Origin of the sequence: Streptococcus sp. ST14, from assembly GCF_046098195.1 — a bacterium.
Taxonomy (GTDB): domain Bacteria; phylum Bacillota; class Bacilli; order Lactobacillales; family Streptococcaceae; genus Streptococcus.
Genome location: NZ_JBJUSF010000003.1, coordinates 1 through 20,408, shown reverse-complemented (window position 1 = coordinate 20,408; position 20,408 = coordinate 1). Strand labels below are relative to the sequence as shown.

Below are 20,408 nucleotides of genomic sequence, written 5' to 3'. Positions count from 1 at the left end.
TTGAACATAGCAAAAATCCAGAGACGATCTCTGGATTTTTTTACATTTGTTTCAACCGTTCGATTCGTTCTGAGATAGGTGGGTGGGTATAAAAGAGTTTTTGAAGTCCGCCACCTTTCTTAGGATCATTGATGTACAGAGCGCTGCTGGCATCATCGACATGGTGATGCATCGGCTCGCTATTGTCTAACTTGCGCAAGGCATTGATCATCCCTTGAGGATTGCGAGTCAGCTCCACACTGGATGCATCCGCTAGAAATTCCCTCTGACGGGAAATGGCAAGTTGCACCAAGGTTGCTGCGAGAGGTGCTAGAACAATGGCTAAGAGAGAGATAATAAGCATGATAATCTCCAAACCATTTCCATCGCGATCATTATCACTCCGTCTACGACCTGCGCCTCCCCACCACATCATCCGTCCTGCCATACTAGACAGAAGGGTAATGGCACTGGCAAGGGCGACAGCAATGGTCGAAATGCGGATATCGTAGTTTCGGATATGACTGACTTCATGACCCATAACAGCTTCTAGCTCCTCACGATTCATGATAGCCAGAAGACCCGAAGTGGCTGCGACTGCTGCATTCTGCGGATTCGAACCTGTTGCAAAGGCATTTAAAGATGAATCCTCAATGATGAAAACACGCGGCATAGGAATCTGAGCGACCATAGCCATATCTTCTACTACATGGTAGAGGTCTGGAGCTGTTTGCTCATCAACCTCACGCGCCTCATTCATAGACATGACAATCTCTGTCGATTGAAAGATCATGGTCAGAGCGTAGATAAGACCAATAATCAAGGCAATAATCATGCCACCAAGACCTGAGCGCATGAAGAGATAGCCAACCGCATAACCAATCAAAGTCAAGAGTAGGAAGAAAACCAGCAATAAAATCCAAGTTTTTCGTTTATTGCTCGCAATTTGATCAAACAACATCTTAGTCACCTAATCCGCTAAAGTCAACTTTAGGAACTGCCTTTTCCTCTTCAGGTGTTTGAAGGAAGTCTGCAGCTTTAAAGCCAAATAGTCCTGCGATGATGTTGCTTGGGAAGCTTTCAAGTTTTACATTGTAGTTGCTGACAACACTGTTGTAGAGTTGGCGTGAGTAAGAAATTTTATTTTCTGTATTGGTCAACTCTTCTTGCAATTTGATAAAGTTAGCACTAGCTTTCAAGTCTGGGTAATTCTCTGCTACTGCAAAGATACCAGAAATCTGGCGGGTAAGGGCATCACTGGCCTTCATAGCTTCTGCTGGTGAAGTTGCTGCGGCTACTTGTCTACGAAGTTCTGTTACTTTTTCCAAGGTAGAACCTTCATATTTCGCATAGCCTTTGACTGTTTCAATCAAGTTTGGGAGGAGATCATTACGACGCTTCAACTGAACATCGATCTGGCTCCAAGCCTCCTTGGTCTGCATACGATTTTTAACCAAACCGTTATAGCTAACAATCACAAAAATAACAATCAGAGCCAAAACTCCAAGAATAATCCAAGTCATAATCTTATTCCTTTCTGCTTTTAGATTACTACCAGTATATCAAAATTTTAACGATTATGGTAAAATAAGATGATACTAGAGAAGGAAACTATTATGAAACCAGAAACATTTTACAGCCTACTAGCTGAGCAAAATCTTCCACTTTCGGACCAGCAAAAGAACCAATTTGAACGGTATTTTGAACTCTTGGTCGAGTGGAATGAAAAGATTAACCTGACCGCCATTACAGATAAAGAGGAAGTTTATCTCAAACATTTTTATGATTCGATTGCACCTATTCTGCAAGGCTTGATTTCAAATGAAACTATCAAACTTCTTGATATCGGAGCGGGGGCAGGATTTCCTAGTCTGCCCATGAAAATTATCTATCCTCAGTTGGAGGTGACCATCATTGATTCACTCAATAAGCGCATTAACTTCCTTCAGCTTTTAGCTCAGGAGTTGGATTTGGATGGTGTTCACTTCTACCATGGACGGGCAGAAGACTTTGCTCAAGACAAGAACTTCCGTGCCCAGTTTGATGTGGTGACGGCTCGTGCGGTTGCCCGTATGCAGGTTTTGTCTGAGCTGACCATTCCCTATCTTAAAGTCGGTGGCAAACTATTGGCACTCAAGGCCAGCAATGCTCCTGAGGAATTGCTAGAAGCCAAGAACGCTCTCAACCTCCTCTTTAGCAAGGTAGAGGACAACCTCAGCTACGCCCTACCAAATGGAGATCCGCGCTACATCACTGTCGTCGAAAAGAAAAAGGAAACACCTAACAAGTACCCAAGAAAGGCTGGCATGCCCAACAAACGCCCACTTTAAACAATAGTGCACCCTTGTTTAAAGTTCAGAAAACAATTTACAAAATCTGCCTCGCTTTATTATTTCTAGGCTCGGGAAAAATTCGTTTACAAAACGAACCTCGCTCTCGCATTTCCGGGCTCGGGAAAAAATGATTTACAAAATCATTTTTTTCTGCTATACTATCACAAGCAAAGGTTTTTAATGTCATCCTGTGAGGTGACGAAGGCGCAGATTTATATAAATTTTTAAAAGATAGCTATTTTTTAAAAAGTCTTACTCTGAGGGCCTATTGCTGCAAAATAATGGGCTCTTTTTTGGTGCCCAAAAGTGAGGTTTTTATGAAACAGGAATCAACTGTTGACTTGTTACTAGACGTTGATCAACGTCCTTCTGCTGGTAAAGGTATTCTTCTAAGCTTCCAGCACGTATTTGCCATGTTTGGCGCAACCATTCTCGTTCCCTTAATTTTGGGAATGCCCGTATCGGTTGCTCTCTTTGCATCCGGTATTGGAACACTTATCTACATGATTTCTACTGGCTTTAAGGTTCCAGTTTACCTAGGTTCTTCATTCGCCTTTATCACGGCTATGTCTTTAGCCATGAAAGAAATGGGGGGCGATGTATCTGCTGCTCAAACGGGGGTAATCTTGACTGGTTTGGTCTATGTTCTTGTAGCAGCAAGTGTTCGTTTTGCAGGTACGAAATGGATTGATAAACTCTTGCCACCAATCATTATCGGACCTATGATTATCGTTATCGGTCTTGGTCTTGCTGGTTCTGCTGTAACGAATGCTGGACTCGTAGCAGACGGAAACTGGAAAAACGCCCTTGTAGCCGTTGTTACATTCTTGATTGCCGCCTTTATCAATACAAAAGGAAAAGGTTTCCTTCGTATCATTCCTTTCCTCTTTGCCATCATCGGTGGGTACATCTTCGCTATGATGCTTGGTTTGGTTGACTTTACCCCAGTCCTTCAAGCCAATTGGTTTGAAATTCCTGGTTTCTACTTGCCATTTAGTACAGGTGGAGCCTTTAAAGAGTACAACTTGTACTTCGGTCCTGAAACAATCGCCATCTTGCCAATCGCTATTGTAACCATTTCAGAACACATCGGAGACCACACAGTTTTAAGCCAAATCTGTGGCCGTCAATTCCTGAAAGAACCAGGACTTCACCGTACGCTTCTTGGTGATGGTATCGCGACATCTGTATCAGCCTTCCTCGGTGGACCAGCTAATACGACTTACGGCGAAAATACAGGGGTTATTGGGATGACTCGTATCGCTTCTGTCTCTGTTATCCGTAACGCGGCCTTCATCGCCATTGCTCTTAGCTTCCTAGGGAAATTCACTGCCTTGATTTCAACCATTCCAAATGCTGTGCTTGGTGGCATGTCCATCCTTCTCTACGGAGTTATCGCCAGCAATGGTTTGAAAGTTTTGATTAAGGAACGCGTTGACTTCAGCCAAATGCGTAACCTTATCATTGCAAGTGCTATGCTGGTACTTGGACTTGGTGGAGCAATCCTTAAACTCGGTCCAGTAACCCTTTCAGGTACTGCTCTATCAGCCATGACAGGAATCATCTTGAACTTGATTTTGCCACACGAAAATAAAGACTAATCATCTATACACAAAAAATCCACTCGATTGAGTGGATTTTTTAATTACTTACTCTTTATTTCCAACAGTAAATCTTTCAATGAAATAATGGTCACGGCTAGTAAAATCATAGCCATACCTTTAAAATCAATCGCATAAAACTGTTCCTTCATAATCAGAAAGGCAAAGAAAACGGCAGAAATTGGCTCTATGGAAGCCAATAAACTAGACTTAACAGGGCCTATCAGACTAGCTCCCTTTAGGAAAGCTGTATATGCAAAGACCGTTCCGATGATGATAATCCCAGCAAATGCAAAGAGAAAATCTAAGCTGGTTGGTATGCTGGCCTGTAAGACTCCTGTGAAGGGAATAGCCACTACACCAGAAATAACCATCCCGACACCAATCACCAAAATACTGCCCCACTTCTTAATCAAAACGATGGGAAGAATAATATAGAGGGCATAGGTCAAGGCTGAAAAGAGGCCCCAGAACAGACCTAGGGGTGTGACAGACAACTGGTCGACTTTCCCATGCGTCGCGATCAGAAAAGTTCCTCCTATAGCCAATCCAATCGAAATAATCTCAGCCAGTGTCGGAGCTACCTTATCCTTGATACAAGTATAAACCAAGATCCCAACGGGGCATACATACTGGAGAACTGTCGCCGTTCCAGCATTGGTTTCCTGAATGGCAGAAAGATAGGCAAACTGGTTTAAGAAAAGTCCAAAAACTGCAAATAGCAACAGAGATAGCAGACTTTTTTTGTCTTTTAAAAAAGAAAGGAATTTATCCTTTGAAGTCGTATAGGATAAGAACACCAGTGCCAAGCCTGCAATGATAAGTCGCAAATTGGTCAAGACTAAAGCAGAAATCCCGTGTGCCATCAGGTATTGGCCACTGGTTCCAGACAAGCCCCAAGCAATCCCTGCCACTACTGTATACAGAGTTCCTTTTACGGTTTTCGACATGCTTCCCCCTACTCCTCTTGACGAATCATTTCCATGACTTGGTTTCGGTCAACTATCCACTGGGTACGCTCATCCTTTTCATACGTTCTATTGGACAGAAAGATGGCCGCTTCCTGCTTCTCCCGATTCCACATAATAAAGGTACCTGTATAACCCGTATGATCGAGCCAGGCGCCCTCCAGGTTCCAAGCTAGCGAACGCTCCTTATCATCTAAGGGAGAAAAATTTCGGCTCAATTCTGCAGCAAAATCATCTTTCAAGTAATGTTCCAGAAAGATCTGCAAATCCTTAACAGTCGAAAATAAACCAGCACTTCCTGCGTGTTTCCCTAATAGACGGGCTTTGGGATCGTGAATGATTCCGGCCTCCACTCCTCTCACTGTTGGTACAGCTTGCTCAACTGGGCCGAACTTGGTCTCTTTCATTCCCCATGGTTCCAAAACTTGTTCTTCTATAATATGATCCAAGTCTTGGTTAAAGATTTTTTCCAAAAGAAAGCCCAAGAGTAAAAAGTGAACGTCCGAGTATAGGAAGGCTGGCTGATTTCGTCTGTTGAGGTGAAACATGGCTTCTCTTAATTCCTCTGCACTTAACTTGTCTCGATTGGGAATAAAGGGGTCCAAGTCTGTGGCATGGGTCAGAAGCTGCCGTATAGTGATATCAGGATAATCACACTCCGGTAAAAAATCCGTTACCGGTCGATCAATATCGAATGTGCCCTGCTGCCACAAGAAGGTAAAAACCGTCCCCACTCCCACGACCTTACTCACACTGGCTAGATCATAAACCAAACCACTTTCTGTCTTCAAGTCTCGTTCTGGATCACTCAATCCTAGATAAGACTCTTTCCATTCACCATCCTTATAATATGCAAAAGAGGCCCCGGGATAAATCCCTGCCTCAATTTGATTTTCTATTTTTCTTAGAATTTTTTCCCACTTCATGCTTCTTCAAACCACAATTCAATGTTATTGGTATCTTTACCAAGGAAGAATTTTTCAGACTTAGGGACAAAGTAGCCTGTCTTTTCAAATTTCTGACGAAGACTGGTTAGATCAAAATTCTTGACTAAAAATTTTAACATCGTCAGGTCCCAAGTGACATTGTTTTCAACAGCCAAATCTGGTCCTTGTCCTTTAGTAAAGGTAATTACTGGCGCTACTCCTTCGGGATCAAGTAAACTCTCTGTCCCTTCAGGCAAACGCAACTCCATAGAAACCTCAAATTGGCTCACGTATTTTATACTTGTATTTGAATAAAATTCAGGAACAGTTTCCAGTGGAACCAAATCTCTTATATCATCTTCTGCATGAACAAGGATCACATCCTCTTCAGGAGAAACAATCTCAAAAGCATACCCACGGTTTCCTTTAAATAGACGAGGAAGAGACTTCATCTGAGAAAGAAGAGCTTCAATTTCAGAAGGATTCTCAACCTTTATCAAGAGTCTAGCTAGCTTCTTAAGTCCTTCAACTTTGCGTGTTCGCATGCTTGGAGACTCTTCTAAAATCAATCTCTCCGTAGCTGTCTGATCACCTAGAGAAATAAAGGCAGACTCTTCCAGCAAAGGTTTCATCCCCAGGGTTTCAATGTAAAATTTTTCATTTAATTTTCGATTATTAACTTTCAAAGTCGGAACGATCCGAACAATCTCATTCACCTTCATATATTCCTCCAACTCTTTTATTTTAAAGGATTTTCGAATATTTTACAAGCCATATCTATTTTATTTAGAAATTTTACAAGAAAAAAACTGGGATTCCCCAGTTTCATTTCTTATAGGTAAAGTAGTTTAAATAGTGCTACTGCCGCAATACCCGCTGCAATTGGAGCTACAACTGGAACCCATGCATACCACCATTTTGAATCACCCTTGTGTTGACCAAGAACTGATTTTGGAAGGAGTTCGTGAAGAAGACGTGGTCCGAAGTCACGAGCTGGGTTCAAACCAGGACCAGTAGGTCCACCGAGTGAAGTTACCAAGGCCATTACTAGGAAACCAAGTGCCAAGTGCGCAACTGAGATCCCAGCAGCTGTATGTGGAGCTACTTGAGCTTTCACTGCCAATTCACTTAAATCAACAGTTTGTCCAGCTTGAGTAGCCATTTGTTTCATGTATTGAAGAACCTCAGCACCAAAGAAGTTTTTAGTCAAACCAAGTGCTGCAAAGAAAAGAACAAATGAACCTACAAACTCATTGAGGAAGCCGTTAACAGTAGCTGCAAAACGTGATTCTTTTGTACCGTGGTCGATGCTTGAAATCGTTGAGAAGGTACCTAAGATATTGTTTGGATTTTCTGTCTTCAAGTAGTAAGGACGGTGAGTCGCTACAACCAAAGCTTGACCGAAGATTGCTCCCAAAACTTGTGCTAGGATGTAATATGGTACTTGCTCCCAAGAGAAAAGTCCACTAACAGCAAGTCCAAGAGTGAAAGCTGGGTTGATGTGGTTACCAGATACATTACCAAACATCAAGGCTGGGATCATAACCCCCATACCATAACCAACCGCGATAACGAGCCAGCCACTTTGGTGACCTTTCGTACCTTTAAGTTCAACGTTAGCAACTGCACCATTACCAAGAATGATCAAAATAGCAGTTCCCAAGAATTCTGTGGCATATTTAATAGCCCATGTAAAATCCATTTGATAGATTCTCCTTAAATTTTTTTAGACAATCCTTATTCTATCAATTTTTAGGCCTTTTAGCAATATCTTTTCTAAAAGAATCTATGGAAAACGCTTTATTTAACTTATCTTTAAGAAAAGGACAAAAGGAGTCAAACTCCTTTTGTCCTAATCGTTATTCTTGACGCTTACCAAAGTCTACAATCATCTGCTCCATCTCTTGGCAACTCGGAGTTGTCAGCATATAAAGGTAGTCCCCTTGTAGCTCTGCAAAGGCTGCTGGCATGATTTTTTTGACCTTGAATTGCTGGCTGTACTTAGCAAGCAAGTCTTCTTCTGAATAAACATAGTTTGCATTGGCACGACGTGAAGTTGCCAAGCAATACTGGGGCTCAAACTCTGAACTTGGAAACTCTTCTCCTGCGACAATAGCTGCGTAGCCTCTATAAAGGTCCAAGGAATGAGCAAAGTTATAAACATCAATGGTAAAACCACCTGCGGGACGGTTATTGTACTCAATGGCAATGTAGTCGTCCCCGTCACGGAAAAACTCGATATGGAAAAAGCGTTCTCTCATTCCAAATTTTTTGACGATGGCCTCGCCATACTTGCGCAGTTTGGGATCCATATCCTTAAGCACATAGTAGGAATTGTCCATCTTATAAATCATGAGATCAAGTGGTGTATGGGCGTAGTCAAAAGTCGTTGAAAAGACGATATTACCATCCTTGTCCACAAGTCCGTCAAAGGTACAGATTTCGCTAGAAGTGACAAATTTTTCAAAGAAATAAACGGTTGAATGGTCCCATTCTTGCTTGAAGTGATTTACATCGTCTTCTGTCTCAAGCTTAAAGGTTGCTGCCGCTCCCACTCCGTTATCAGGTTTGGCAATCATTGGTAGACCAATCATCTCAACTGCTCTATCCACATCTGCTTCCGTATGGATAACAGCACCAGGTACCACAGGGACGCCTGCTTTTTTGAAAAGTTTCTTCATCTCAGACTTAAACTTGGTCTTTTTGAGATCCTCTGGTTTGGCACCAAAAATATTGAATTGCTCTCTGAGTGCTGCATCCAGCTCAAGCCAGTATTCATTGTGAGATTCGATGCGGTCGATTGGGCCATGCTTGTAGAACAGAAAGGCAACAGCACGTTTGACTTCGTCTATGTTTTCAAGATTGTCCACACGGAAATACTCGGTTAGGCTATTGCGCAAAGGTTCATCTAGTTGTTCGTAAGGTTCTTGACCAATTCCCAAAACGGTGATGCCTTTATTGGCTAACTCGATGGTAAACTGTTGGAAGTTTTGCGGATAGTAGGGAGAAATAACAAGGTAATTCATAGGCAACTCCTTTTATAGATACAGGTGTCCAAGAAAATAGGGCATTTGTTTACGCCACCATTCCCAGTCATGGGCGACATCGTGTCCCCATTCAGCAAACCAGGCTGGAATTTGTTTCTGGTCAAAGGCTTCTTTGAGCTTGTAGAAGGATGGCAGACCATCTTGTTCCCAAGCACCGAGACCCGTACAGACGACAATCTCCGCCTGACGGTAACGATCGATAAACCAGCCGTCATTCTGATTCCAAATATAATCGACTGGCGAGTTTTGGTAAATGGCATCGTCATTGTAGTAATCTCCAACAAAGAAACGTGCGTCGTAAACACCGCTGAGGGCAATCACCTTGGTAAAGACATCTGGATGCTGGAGAAAGAAATTGAGTGCATGGTAAGCCCCCATCGAGCAACCTGTCGTCATCATTCCGTCAAACCAACCTGTCTTGTGCTTGATAAAAGGAATCGCCTCCTCAATCACATAGCGTTCGTAAGCTCGATGCATCTCCGCTTGATCATGACTATTTTTCCAAGTAGCCAACCAGCTCTCAATATCAACACTGGAGAGAGTAAAGAATTGGACACGACCTTCTTCGATAAAGGAAGCACAGGCATCAATCATGCCAAAATCATAGTATTCGTTGTGACTACCACCAGATGAAGCAAAAACAACAACTGGAATCCCAGCATGTCCATAACGGTTGAGATACATTTCACGGTTGAGGTGGCCACTCCAGTGGCTAAGGTTTTCAATATGCATTGGCTTTCTCCTTTCTTAACTTACCATTTCTCTGCAAAAAATCGGAGACAGTCTGGTAAATTTTCCGACCAAGGTATTTCACTATGGATAGCACCAGACTGAACTTTCAAGACCAGATTATCCAAGCCTACTCCACCTGCAATCAAATCACGGTAATAACGAAGCGATGAGTCGATATAGGCTTGCTTGATATTGCCAGCCATTAGGGTCTTGTCCGTATCATCTGCTTCTTCCGTTCCAACATAGATAAAAATGCGCTGTTCAGGCGACAATTTCTTGCGCTCGATATAGCGGTTAAAGGCTTCTTGGTGAAGCCAGTTAGCAGATGAGAAGACACCTAGACAACCAATTCGGTCTTGGTACTCTAGTCCGATAAACTGGGTAATATTGCCTCCTAGTGACGAACCAATCATAGCCGTGTGCTGGCGATCAGCTTTGGTTCGGTAGGTTTCATCGATAAAAGGCTTGACCACCTCCATGACAAACTCGGCATACTCCACACCCTTACCACCAAACTGCTGGCCTGGGATAGGAGATTCTTGAAATTTCCAAGCCGCATACTCATTCATCCGTCCCATGCCATCATTGTCAATAGCAACAACAATCATGCGACTGATGTCTGGATTTCGCTTAATGGCTGGAATAATCTTCCAAGAGTGTCCGATATAAGACTCCTTGCTGTAAAAGACATTTTGCCCATCATGAAAGTAAACAACTGGGTAAAAACGGTCGGTGTCTTTCTCGTAGTCCTTAGGTAGAAGCACACGCACACGACGCTCTTTTCCAGTATAAGGAACCTTGAGTTTGTGTTCTTTCATTTTTAAATAAAAGTAGGAATGATTCATTGTCAGAAAACTCTCTATATTCAAAATTTTATCTTATTATACCATAAAAATAGAAAAAAAGTCAGTAAATGTCCATTTTAAGGATAAATAACTAACTTTTTTCATTTATTTTTCTGAATTCTTCTGGATTTTCTGATTAGAGGAGATTGTCAATTAACTCATCGACAGCATCTTTTTCAACCTGGGGAGTGATTTCAGTAATCATAATCCCAGCCACTGCTCGCTCAACCAAGCCTTCAACATCCATGCGTTTTTCATACTGCTCTGCATTCTCTATCTTAGGATTGGTCTTAGGACGGTCAGGTGCAAAAATAGTACAGCAGTCTTCAAAAGGCTGGATTGAAATTTCAAAGGTATCGATTTCCTGCGCGATGTCAATGATTTCCAACTTGTCCATCGTAACCACAGGGCGGATGATGGGAGTGTTGGTCACAGCGTTGATAGTCTGCATGCTTTCCAAGGTCTGGCTGGCTACTTGACCAAGACTTTCCCCATTGATGATAATTAAACCATTTCGTATCTCCCGAATACGGTCGGTAATCCGCATCATAAAACGACGCGTCAAGGTCATGAGGTAGGCTTCTGGCGCTTTATCCTTGATTTCCTCTTGAATCTCAGTGAAAGGCACCTCGATAAACTGGATATTGCCCCCAAACTTGGTCAATTTCCGAGTCAAATCGTGGGCTTTCTTGAGGGCACCTGGACTGGTGTAAGGTGGGCTAGCAAAGTGAACCGCCTCAATATCTACACCACGTTTAAGAGCTAGATAACCTGCCACGGGTGAGTCAATCCCTCCTGACAACATGAGCATACCTTTACCAGAACTTCCCACAGGTAATCCTCCTGCTCCACGAAAAGTTTCATAGGAAAGATAGGCAGCCTCTTCACGAATCTCAACCTGAAGATTAATATCTGGATTCTTCATCTGAGCTTGCACGTTTGGAATAGCCTCGAAAACAGCACCACCAAGAGTTTGATTCAGTTCACGACTGTCGAGTTCAAAGTTGTGGTCGCTACGCTTACTAGTGATTTTAAAGGTCATGCCTTCCTTGTAGATTTCCTTCATAATCTCTTGGACAGCAGACTTCAGAACGTCCACTGACTTTTCAACCTTATACACAGGAGAAAAGTTTTGGATCCCAAAAACTTGTTTGAGCGATTCTGCAACTGCTGTGCAATCTGCTCCATTCAGGTAAGCGTGGGCACGGTCGCGATCTGCGGTTACCTTAACTTGAGGATAGATAGACAAAACGTCTGAAATATTATTACGAAGTTTATTGATGAAACGCATACGATTTTTGTGCTTGGTTGACAATTCTCCGTAACGAATCATAATTTCTGAATACTGCATAAATGCTCCTATCTTACTTTTCTAGTTTGATTGTAAATTAATTTTAGATTGGTCAAGAACTGCTCGACTTGACTCATATCATTTTCCAGGTCTAGGCTTAGACGCACAGCTGACTGGGCCTTATCCTTTTCCACTCCCATTGCAATCAAGGTCCCCGCAGGTTTTCCTGCCTTGGACGAACAAGCAGAGGTTGTGGAAATGAAAATGTCATAGTCTTCAAAAGCGTGAACAATGACTTCACCACGAACACCTTTAATCCCAAAAGTCAGGATATGAGGGGCAAAGTCTTCCTCATCTGAAAAGACAAAAATATCTGGATAATCCAGAAGGGCTTGGCAAATGACTGCCTTCATCTGCCCTGTCTTGCTAGCAAAGGTAGCTAATTTTTCCATAGACAAACGGAGAGCTTTGGCTGTCGCTGCAATCCCTGCCACATTCTCAGTTGTCGAACGATAGTCTCGCTCCTGACCACCACCTGTTAAAAGAGGCATGATCCTTTTGCCAGACTTGATATAGACAAATCCGACACCTCTGACACCATGAAACTTATGACTCGAAAAGGTTGCGAAATCCACTCGATCCGTCAAGTATTTTTCAGTCGGAATCTTAGCGAGTGCCTGAACCGCATCAACATGGAAGGAAATGGTTGGCTTATCTGCTAACAGTTTTGAAATAGCTTCAATAGGCTGGATAGAGCCAATTTCGTTGTTAACTGCCATGATGGAGACGAGAGTCGTATCAGGACGTATCAAATCTGCTAATGCTTCAACATCCACAAATCCTTTCTCATCAACTGGAGCAAAATCTATCTCAAAGCCTTGACTTTTCAGCCAAAGGGCTGATTCCTTGACTGCTGGATGTTCAATAGCTGACACAATAATGTGCTTGCCAAACTGGGCTTTTTCAAAGGCCACACCCTTGATGACCCAGTTATCTCCTTCTGTTCCACCAGAGGTAAAGAAGATTTCATCACTCTTCTTCCCAATCAAATCTGCAATTTGCTGCCGGGAAGCATCTAAAATTCGTGTTGCCTGGTCGCCCAAACGATGGAGGCTAGAAGGATTTCCTACAATTTTCGAAGCGACCTGAGTATAGGTCTCTAGTGCTTCGGGATAAGGCTTAGTTGTTGCCGAATTATCAAAGTAGATCATGTTTTCTCACGCTTTCTAAAATCACTCCTTCTATTGTATCACGAAAAGAGACCTGCGACAAGAAAGGGAGGTTTCTCTTTTTTTAAGATTTTTTTAAAGAAATGAGGTATAATAAATCATAATCAAAGGAGAGTATCATGTCTAACTATCGTAGAACTTCTAATAAATCAAAAACAGAACACATCAAAAAGGGATTTACTGTCTTTCAAAAAACGATTGCTACCATCGGTAGTATCCTTGGTCTCATCACTGCTACTATCACCATCATGAACGCCATGGACAATAACAAAAACAACAAAAAAGAACCGACGACAACCCAAACAACTGTTGTCAAGGAAATTCAAAAGGAATCCCCTCAGGAAAATACTACACCTAACAAGGACAACACTCCTACTAAAGAAAATACTCCGCAAGAAGAAACTTCTCAATCCAATAAAAAAGAGGAGAAAAAAGAAGAGCAGAAAACAACAACTCAGGACTCTTCTACACCTGCTACAAATAAAGAAACAAGCGATAATGGAACACAGTCAAATACGACGAGTTCTGAAACTAAAACGAACCAGTAATCACCAAAATAGCTTCTTTCCAAATTTGGAAAGAAGCTATTTTTTTATTGTTGTAATACTTTTCGTGGTTTGGTTCCTTCAGCTGGACCGATAACACCTGCTATTTCGAGTTCTTCCATCAGGCGAGTCGCACGGTTGAATCCAACCGACAAACGACGCTGAATCATAGAAGCACTAGCTTTCTGCGTCTCGATAACCAAAGCCTTGGCTTCTTCAAAAAGCGGATCGCAACCAGCTTCACCATCAGAAAAATCTCCTTCATTTTCAGGGACATCTCCTGGGTCAAAGCTGTCATCGTAGTCCGCATCCGCCTGATCCTTGATAAAGTTTACGATGCGTTCAACATCATCATCCGAGATAAAGGAACCTTGCAGACGGACTGGATGATTTTCATCAATTGGTTTAAAGAGCATATCTCCTCGACCAAGCAGTTTTTCTGCTCCATTCTCATCCAAGATGGTTCGTGAATCTGTACCTGATGAAACTGCAAAAGCCACACGAGATGGGACATTGGCTTTGATAAGACCAGAGATAACATCAACCGATGGACGTTGCGTTGCGAGAATCATGTGAATCCCTGCAGCACGTGCTTTCTGTCCGAGACGAATAATGGCATCTTCCACTTCCTTGCTAGCCACCATCATGAGGTCTGCCAACTCATCCACAATGACAACAATCAAAGGCAGCGGTACTTGTTTGTACTCAGATTGGCTATTAAATTCCTCAACCTTGGCATTGTAACCAGCGATATTTCGCACACCAACCTTGGCAAAGAGTTCGTAACGGTTTTCCATCTCATCCACAACCTTTTGCAGGGCCTTGCTGGCCTTGCGTGGATTGGTCACAACTGGGATCAAGAGATGAGGAATGTCGTTGTAAACTGATAGCTCAACCATCTTTGGATCCACCATCATAAACTTGACTTGGTCTGGTCTTGCTTTCATCAGAATGCTAGCAATAATACCGTTAACTGCGACTGATTTCCCTGATCCCGTCGAACCTGCAACGAGTAGGTGGGGCATCTTGGAAAGGTCAAAGGTGCGGGCAGTTCCATTGACAGCCTTACCCAGAGGAATTTCGAGGAGATTTTCTGGTTTAGTCTGAGACTGTTCCCAGAGTTCTCGGAAGGAAACAGTCGCGATTTCTGAGTTAGGAACCTCAATTCCGACTAAGGATTTACCAGGTATTGGTGCCTCAATCCGGACGTCCTTGGCCGCCAGAGCTAGCGCTAAGTCATCTGCCAGATTGGAAATGCGGTTAACCCGTACACCAACTGCTGGCTTGACTTCATACTTGGTAACTGATGGTCCTATTTCAGCCCGTTCCACCGTCACCTTGATACCAAAGCTAGCAAAGGTTTCTTCTAAAATTTTGATATTTTCTCGAACAATCTTCTTTTCCTTGGACTGATCTTTGGGTTTATCTGGCGCAAAGAGTTGCAAGCTTGGCAGTTTGTATTCGAGAGCTTCTTTGGCAGAAAAATCAACCTGCACCTCTTCATCCTCAAAGTCTTCTTCCACATCTGGAACGTCAAAATCAGTTTGAGGGAGGATAATCTCCGGTTCGATCCACTCTTCCTCAGGAATTTGGGGGAAATCGTAGTCTGGTACCTCTGATAAGATTTCTCCCGTTTCAGGATCTACAGGAGGAAGCGGTAATGCATCCTGTTCTTCTTGTTCTCTCTGAATTCTGGCGGCTTCTTCAGCTTCTTGACGAGCCTTCTCTTCTTCTCTCTTGATGAAGCGTTCCTGTTTTCTCTGTTCCTGTTTTTCTATGAAGGATCTGAACTGAGCTCCAATAAAGGCTGCAACATCATAAATAGACCAAGGACTGATCAAGAGTGCCCCAACTAGAATCAAAAGAACTCCAATAAAGTACGACCCGATATTTGAGAAAAGAAAGGCTATGGGAATATAAAGTCCGACACCAAGCAGGCCTCCACCAGCAAAGCTAGTCACCCGCATACCAGTCAGGTCCGTCATAACTTGAGACAAGGTCCCTTTTAGAACTGCCTGCTCCAAGCCAAATTTCCAGACAAGATAGGCCTCAAAAATCAAGAGCAAACCAGCGAAGATACAGAGAAATCCTGACAGAAGTCCCTCTTGCTTGCGGATCCATTTAAAAAGAAAAAGATAGATGAGGAGGCCACCAATGGCCACATAGGCCAAACTTCCGACAACCAGTCGAATGAGATTGTAAAGAGTGACACCTGCTGCACCGAGTTTGAGGGCTGCAATAATCAATAACAAGGCGATTCCTAAGGAAATCAACATCCTCTGGATAGCCTGTTTTCTTTCGAGCTCTGCTTTAGACGGTCTCCGTCTTGTTTTTGTAGTATTCTTGTTTGCCATTCTTTTATTATACCATATTTCACAGCCATTTCGAATAGAGAAAAAGATTGCACCAAATGGTAACAATCTTTCTATTCTAATCCATTTTATGTCTAATCCATTTTATGTCTAATCCATTTTATGTCTAATCCATTTTATGCTTGTGGCTTGCGTAGGTAACCATAAACCACACCACTTACGATTGCACCAACCAAAACAAAGGCAAGGTAGAGAAGGGCATTTGAAGTTAGAGCGATAACGAAGATTCCTCCGTGTGGCGCCATAAGTTTGATTCCTGCAAGACCAACGAGTCCCCCTGCTACTGCAGAACCAAGGATGAAGCTTGGAATCGCACGAGCTGGGTCAGCGGCACCAAATGGAATCGCTCCCTCAGTGATAAATGACAAGCCCATGATGATGTTTGTCAAACCAGAGTTGCGTTCTTCTTTGGTAAATTTATCTTTAAAGAGAAGAGTTGCGACAAAGATGGCAAGTGGTGGAACCATTCCTCCAGCCATAACTGCTGCCATGGCTACAGAACCACCTGAAGAAACAGTCGCTGCAAGCGTACCTGTACCAAAGACATAAGCCGCTTTATTGACTGGTCCACCCATATCGACAGCCATCATTCCTCCAAGAACGATACCAAGAAGGACAGCTGAACCTCCTCCAAGACCGCCTAGGAAGTCATTCATAGCAGTGTTGATTGCCGCCATTGGGATATTCACAGCTAGCATGACAAATCCAGTCAAGATTGTTCCAAGAAGTGGCAAGAGAAGGATTGATTTTGCACCTTCAAGTGAACGAGGAACTTTAACGTATTTCTTGATAGCAAGAACTAAAGCACCTGCGATAAATCCACCAACAAGGGCACCTAGGAAACCAGATGAGACACCTGCAAGAGTTGAAGTTGCTTCACCACCTGCGGCATAAGGAATTTTACCAAAGGCAAAACCTTCTTTAGCAATAGCACCAGCCACGAAACCTGCTACCAAACCTGGTTTTTCAGCGATAGAGTAGGCAACATAACCTGCAAAGACTGGGAGCATCAATCCAAAGGCTGCACCACCAATTTTCATGAACATAGAAGCTAACTCATGGTAAGAACCAAGATTGCCAAGTTTTTCATTTGGAACACCCAAAGCGCCGTCAATCAAGAAGGCAAGGGCAATCATGATACCACCGCCAATAACAAATGGCAACATTTGAGATACACCACTCATCAAGTGTTTGTAGAAGGCACCACCAAGGCTTTGTTTTTCGTTAGAGGCTGTTGCAGCTTTTGCACCATTAGCGGCACGGTAGACTTCCGCTTCTCCTGAAAGAGCCAAGTTAATCAATTCTTCTGTTTTACGGATCCCGTCAGCCACTGGACGATTGATCAATGGTTTGCCATCGAAACGATCCATCTCAACCGCCTTGTCTGCAGCTATGATAACAGCTTTAGCCTTGCGGATGTCCTCAGCAGTTAGTTGGTTTCCAACACCGCTAGCACCGTTGGTTTCAACCTTGATTCCAACACCCATTTCAGCAGCCACTTTTTGAAGGGCTTCTTGAGCCATGTAAGTGTGGGCAATACCTGTTGTACAAGCTGTAACAGCAACGATAAAGTCACCAGAGTCATTGGTAGGTGCTTGAACTGGCTCCTCAGCTTTTTCTGAAGCTTGGTTAAAAAGTTCGATAACTTGGTCAGCTGATGTTGCTTGACGAAGTTTATCAGCAAAGCCATCTTTCATCAAGTATTGAGATAATTCTGCCAAGGCTGCCAAGTGAGTATCATTGGCGCCTTCTGGAGCAGCAATCATGAAGAAGAGGTCAGTTGGTTGTCCATCTAAACTTTCATAGTCAACACCCTTGTTTGATTTAGCAAAGAGAACAGTCGCTTCTTTTACAGCAGCATTTTTGCTGTGAGGCATAGCGATTCCGTCACCCAAGCCTGTAGAAGTCAAAGCTTCACGCGCCAAGATTCCTTCTTTAAAGGTTTCAAAATCTGTCACATAACCGTGGTCTGTCAAACTTTTAATCATCTCGTCGATGACAGCTGTTTTTTCAGTCTCCTGCAAATCCAGCAACATAACATCTTTTCTCAATAGGTCTTGAATTTTCATCTTTTTTCTACCTCAACTTTTTCATATGTTTCTTTAATAAATTCTGCCGTTGCCAAATCATCTGAGAAGGTAGTTGCTGTTCCACAAGCAACTCCCCATTTGAAGGCTTCTACTGCGTCTTTTGATTTGACAAATTCACCTGTGAATCCGGCAACCATAGAATCACCAGCACCAACTGAATTTTTGACTGTCCCTTTGATTGGTTGAGCAAAGTATGCTCCCTCAGATGTGACAAGAAGGGCACCATCACCAGCCATAGAGATAATGACGTTTTGAGCACCTTTAGCCAATAACTCACGAGCGTATTTCTCGATTTGATCCAAACTTTCGAGTTTCACTCCAAAGATAGCTCCAAGCTCGTGATTATTTGGTTTGACCAAAAGTGGTTGATAGTCCAAACTATCAATCAAGGTCTGTCCTTCAAAGTCACAAACGACTTGCGCACCAGTCTGGCGTGTCAAGGCAATTAGATCCTTGTAGATGGCATTGCCTAGATTTTTAGTACTTGAACCTGCAAAGACAACTATATCTTCTGCTGTCAGACTAAATAAAATAGCTTTCAATTCTTCTAGCTGATCCGGCTCAACAGTTGGACCAGTCCCATTGATTTCTGTCTCTTGGTCTGCTTTGATTTTAACATTGATACGAGTATCTTCTGATACTTGGACAAAACGTGTCTCGATTTCTTCCTCTGCTAAAGTATCTGTGATAAATTTACCAGTAAAGCCTCCGATAAATCCCGTCGCAGTATTGGGTATATCCAAACGTTTCAAAACACGACTGACATTGATTCCTTTCCCTCCAGCAAACTTATCATCACTGTCCATACGATTGACACTACCGACTTGGACTTGGTCCAAACGAACGATATAATCAATAGATGGATTGAGTGTGACTGTATAAATCATACTTCTATTACCTCCGTTTTCTCCTTAATAGCCTGCAAGAGCTCATGCCCTTGACTTGTGATAACAATAGCTCGTTTGAGTGGTGCTACTTTGGCAAAGCAAGTTTGTCCAATTTTTGACGAATCCACCAAGACATAGGTCTGTTTGGCATTCTCTAAAATAGCACGCTTAACAGCTCCCTCCTCCATATCAGGAGTCGTATAATAGCCATCGTCCACACCATTCATTCCGATAAAGGCACGGTCAAAGTGCAATTGGTTAATCTGGTTAAGAGCAACGCCCCCTATGCTAGCATCTGTCGCCATCTTGACACTTCCTCCAACCATGACAGTTGGAATCTGCTTTTCAACCAACTGTGCGGCATGGTGAATGGAGTTGGTCACGACTGTAACATTCTTATTGCCCAATTCATGAATCAAAAAGGCAGTTGTTGTTCCAGCATCGATAAAGATGACATCTTGTTCCTTGATGAGAGAGGCCGCCTTCTGAGCTAACAACTTCTTCTCTTGAAGGTTTTTGACAGATTTTTCTTGAAGGGTTTCTTCTTCTTGCAAGGAATGGGGCAATTCTGCTCCACCATGTACGCGACGAAGCTTGTTTTCCGCTTCCAACTCATCCAAATCTCTTCGAACCGTTGATTCTGACGTTTCTAACAAACTAACTAATTTTTCTAGAGAAACTACATGATGTTGATTTAACTCCTCTAAAATCAGTTGCTTCCGCTCTGTTTTTAACACTGAATCACCTCCTGTTATCGTTTACACTATTCATTCTATCACACTTTCTTTCAAAGTCAAGCGCTTTTTGTCATTTTCTTTCAAAATCTATCATTTTTCTTATTTCCAAAATTTTTATTGCAAGATAAGAGCCTTTATGGTAGACTATTTGAGTAAGTATTGGAAGATTACTCAAGAGGCTTAAGAGGCCGTGTTGGAAACGCGGTAGGCGTGTTAAAGCGTGCGTGGGTTCGAATCCCATGTCTTCCGTTTATTTTAAAAAAGATACCCAAGAAATCTGTACTGACCCCAAAAAGTTAGACAATTAATTTAAGCAAAGGATTTAGTTCTGTATTGTACAGGGCTAAGTCCTTTTAGTTTTACCTTAATTCGTTTGTTGTTGTAGTAATCAATATAGTCTACAATAGCTTGTTCCAAGTGTTCAAGTGACTGAAACGTATTCTCATAACCATAAAACATTTCAGACTTAAGAATGCCAAAGAAAGATTCCATCATACCGTTATCTGGACTATTTCCCTTACGTGACATAGATGGTTGGATTCCCTTATTCTTTAAAAAATGATGATAGAAATCGTGTTGGTATTGCCATCCTTGGTCACTATGGAGAATTGTATTTTCGTAATGGTTCTCTGTAAAGGCTTGTTCTAGCATAGCTTTCATTTGTACTAAGTTCGGCGAAGTAGAAAGATTGTAGGAGATAATTTCTCTGTTAAAGCCATCTAAAACTGGTGATAAATAAAGCTTTTGGCTGCTTGCTGGAATGGCAAATTCTGTCACATCTGTGTAGCACTTTTGCATTGGTTTGGTTGCTTCAAATTGACGTTGA

Annotated in this window: 19 protein-coding genes and 1 tRNA gene; 4 read left to right on the top strand and 16 right to left on the bottom strand. The window is 42.5% G+C overall.

Annotation, left to right across the window (positions count from 1 at the left end; translation table 11 throughout):
• Window positions 1–40: 40 nt before the first annotated feature.
• Together htpX and ACIY19_RS01430 are read right to left on the bottom strand one after the other, a co-directional pair.
• On the bottom strand, window positions 41–940 hold the full coding sequence (gene htpX / locus ACIY19_RS01435) for a zinc metalloprotease HtpX (protein ID WP_409002503.1): 900 nt from the start codon (window positions 938–940) through the stop codon (window positions 41–43).
• Window position 941: 1 nt separating this feature from the next.
• Complete coding sequence (locus ACIY19_RS01430) at window positions 942–1,502, bottom strand: LemA family protein (protein ID WP_000219838.1); 561 nt, start codon at window positions 1,500–1,502, stop codon at window positions 942–944.
• A gap of 93 nt (window positions 1,503–1,595) precedes the next feature.
• On the opposite strand from ACIY19_RS01430, the gene rsmG reads away from it, so the two are divergent.
• Window positions 1,596–2,309: a 16S rRNA (guanine(527)-N(7))-methyltransferase RsmG gene (rsmG, locus tag ACIY19_RS01425; RefSeq protein ID WP_409002502.1), complete on the top strand. Its 714-nt coding sequence runs from the start codon at window positions 1,596–1,598 to the stop codon at window positions 2,307–2,309.
• A 320-nt stretch (window positions 2,310–2,629) separates the two neighbouring features.
• Window positions 2,630–3,913, top strand: coding sequence for a uracil-xanthine permease family protein (locus ACIY19_RS01420; protein WP_000808282.1), 1,284 nt, complete (start codon window positions 2,630–2,632; stop codon window positions 3,911–3,913).
• Between the two features lie 44 nt (window positions 3,914–3,957).
• On the opposite strand, the gene ACIY19_RS01415 is transcribed toward ACIY19_RS01420, so the two are convergent.
• The 9 genes from ACIY19_RS01415 to ACIY19_RS01375 form a co-directional block, all read right to left on the bottom strand.
• Window positions 3,958–4,863, bottom strand: coding sequence for a DMT family transporter (locus tag ACIY19_RS01415; RefSeq protein WP_409002501.1), 906 nt, complete (start codon window positions 4,861–4,863; stop codon window positions 3,958–3,960).
• An 8-nt stretch (window positions 4,864–4,871) separates the two neighbouring features.
• Window positions 4,872–5,807 (bottom strand): serine hydrolase domain-containing protein, encoded by a 936-nt coding sequence (locus ACIY19_RS01410; protein WP_409002500.1) that lies wholly within the window; start codon window positions 5,805–5,807, stop codon window positions 4,872–4,874.
• A complete protein-coding gene (locus tag ACIY19_RS01405; RefSeq protein ID WP_409002499.1) occupies window positions 5,804–6,529 on the bottom strand; it encodes a CppA N-terminal domain-containing protein in 726 nt (241 codons plus the stop codon). Before ACIY19_RS01405 ends, ACIY19_RS01410 begins: the two co-directional genes overlap by 4 nt.
• A 110-nt stretch (window positions 6,530–6,639) precedes the next feature.
• Window positions 6,640–7,509 carry an aquaglyceroporin Gla gene (gene gla, locus ACIY19_RS01400; RefSeq protein ID WP_000348117.1) on the bottom strand — a complete coding sequence of 290 codons (870 nt, stop codon included), beginning with the start codon at window positions 7,507–7,509 and terminating at the stop codon, window positions 6,640–6,642.
• A 157-nt stretch (window positions 7,510–7,666) separates the two neighbouring features.
• On the bottom strand, window positions 7,667–8,833 hold the full coding sequence (locus tag ACIY19_RS01395; RefSeq protein WP_409002498.1) for an acetyl-CoA carboxylase biotin carboxylase subunit family protein: 1,167 nt from the start codon (window positions 8,831–8,833) through the stop codon (window positions 7,667–7,669).
• Between the two features lie 12 nt (window positions 8,834–8,845).
• Window positions 8,846–9,586, bottom strand: coding sequence for an esterase family protein (locus ACIY19_RS01390; RefSeq protein ID WP_049506049.1), 741 nt, complete (start codon window positions 9,584–9,586; stop codon window positions 8,846–8,848).
• Between the two features lie 20 nt (window positions 9,587–9,606).
• On the bottom strand, window positions 9,607–10,431 hold the full coding sequence (locus ACIY19_RS01385; RefSeq protein ID WP_001016816.1) for an alpha/beta hydrolase: 825 nt from the start codon (window positions 10,429–10,431) through the stop codon (window positions 9,607–9,609).
• Between the two features lie 136 nt (window positions 10,432–10,567).
• Window positions 10,568–11,782 (bottom strand): tRNA uracil 4-sulfurtransferase ThiI, encoded by a 1,215-nt coding sequence (gene thiI, locus ACIY19_RS01380; RefSeq protein WP_409002497.1) that lies wholly within the window; start codon window positions 11,780–11,782, stop codon window positions 10,568–10,570.
• 8 nt (window positions 11,783–11,790) lie between these two features.
• Entirely contained in the window at window positions 11,791–12,933 is a 1,143-nt protein-coding gene (locus tag ACIY19_RS01375; protein WP_049506055.1) for a cysteine desulfurase family protein, read from the bottom strand.
• A gap of 137 nt (window positions 12,934–13,070) precedes the next feature.
• Here ACIY19_RS01375 and ACIY19_RS01370 point away from each other — a divergent pair, with 137 nt between their 5' ends.
• Window positions 13,071–13,499, top strand: coding sequence for a DUF6556 family protein (locus ACIY19_RS01370; protein ID WP_049506057.1), 429 nt, complete (start codon window positions 13,071–13,073; stop codon window positions 13,497–13,499).
• Window positions 13,500–13,543: 44 nt separating this feature from the next.
• Here ACIY19_RS01370 and ACIY19_RS01365 read toward each other — a convergent pair whose 3' ends face one another.
• From ACIY19_RS01365 to ACIY19_RS01350, 4 genes are all read right to left on the bottom strand, one after another.
• The gene (locus ACIY19_RS01365; protein ID WP_409002496.1) at window positions 13,544–15,850 is read right to left on the bottom strand and encodes a DNA translocase FtsK; all 2,307 of its coding nucleotides are present in this window, start codon (window positions 15,848–15,850) and stop codon (window positions 13,544–13,546) included.
• A gap of 134 nt (window positions 15,851–15,984) precedes the next feature.
• Entirely contained in the window at window positions 15,985–17,937 is a 1,953-nt protein-coding gene (locus ACIY19_RS01360; protein WP_409002495.1) for a fructose-specific PTS transporter subunit EIIC, read from the bottom strand.
• A complete protein-coding gene (gene pfkB, locus ACIY19_RS01355; protein ID WP_120718851.1) occupies window positions 17,934–18,845 on the bottom strand; it encodes a 1-phosphofructokinase in 912 nt (303 codons plus the stop codon). Before pfkB ends, ACIY19_RS01360 begins: the two co-directional genes overlap by 4 nt.
• Complete coding sequence (locus tag ACIY19_RS01350; protein ID WP_237446774.1) at window positions 18,842–19,582, bottom strand: DeoR/GlpR family DNA-binding transcription regulator; 741 nt, start codon at window positions 19,580–19,582, stop codon at window positions 18,842–18,844. The genes pfkB and ACIY19_RS01350 overlap by 4 nt, the downstream gene beginning before the upstream one ends.
• Window positions 19,583–19,743: 161 nt before the next feature.
• Between ACIY19_RS01350 and ACIY19_RS01345 the strand changes: the two genes are divergently transcribed.
• Window positions 19,744–19,831 (top strand) — tRNA-Ser (locus ACIY19_RS01345).
• 60 nt (window positions 19,832–19,891) lie between these two features.
• On the opposite strand, the gene ACIY19_RS01340 is transcribed toward ACIY19_RS01345, so the two are convergent.
• A partial coding sequence (locus ACIY19_RS01340; protein WP_247947712.1) for an IS3 family transposase occupies window positions 19,892–20,408 on the bottom strand: 517 nt, incomplete at its 5' end.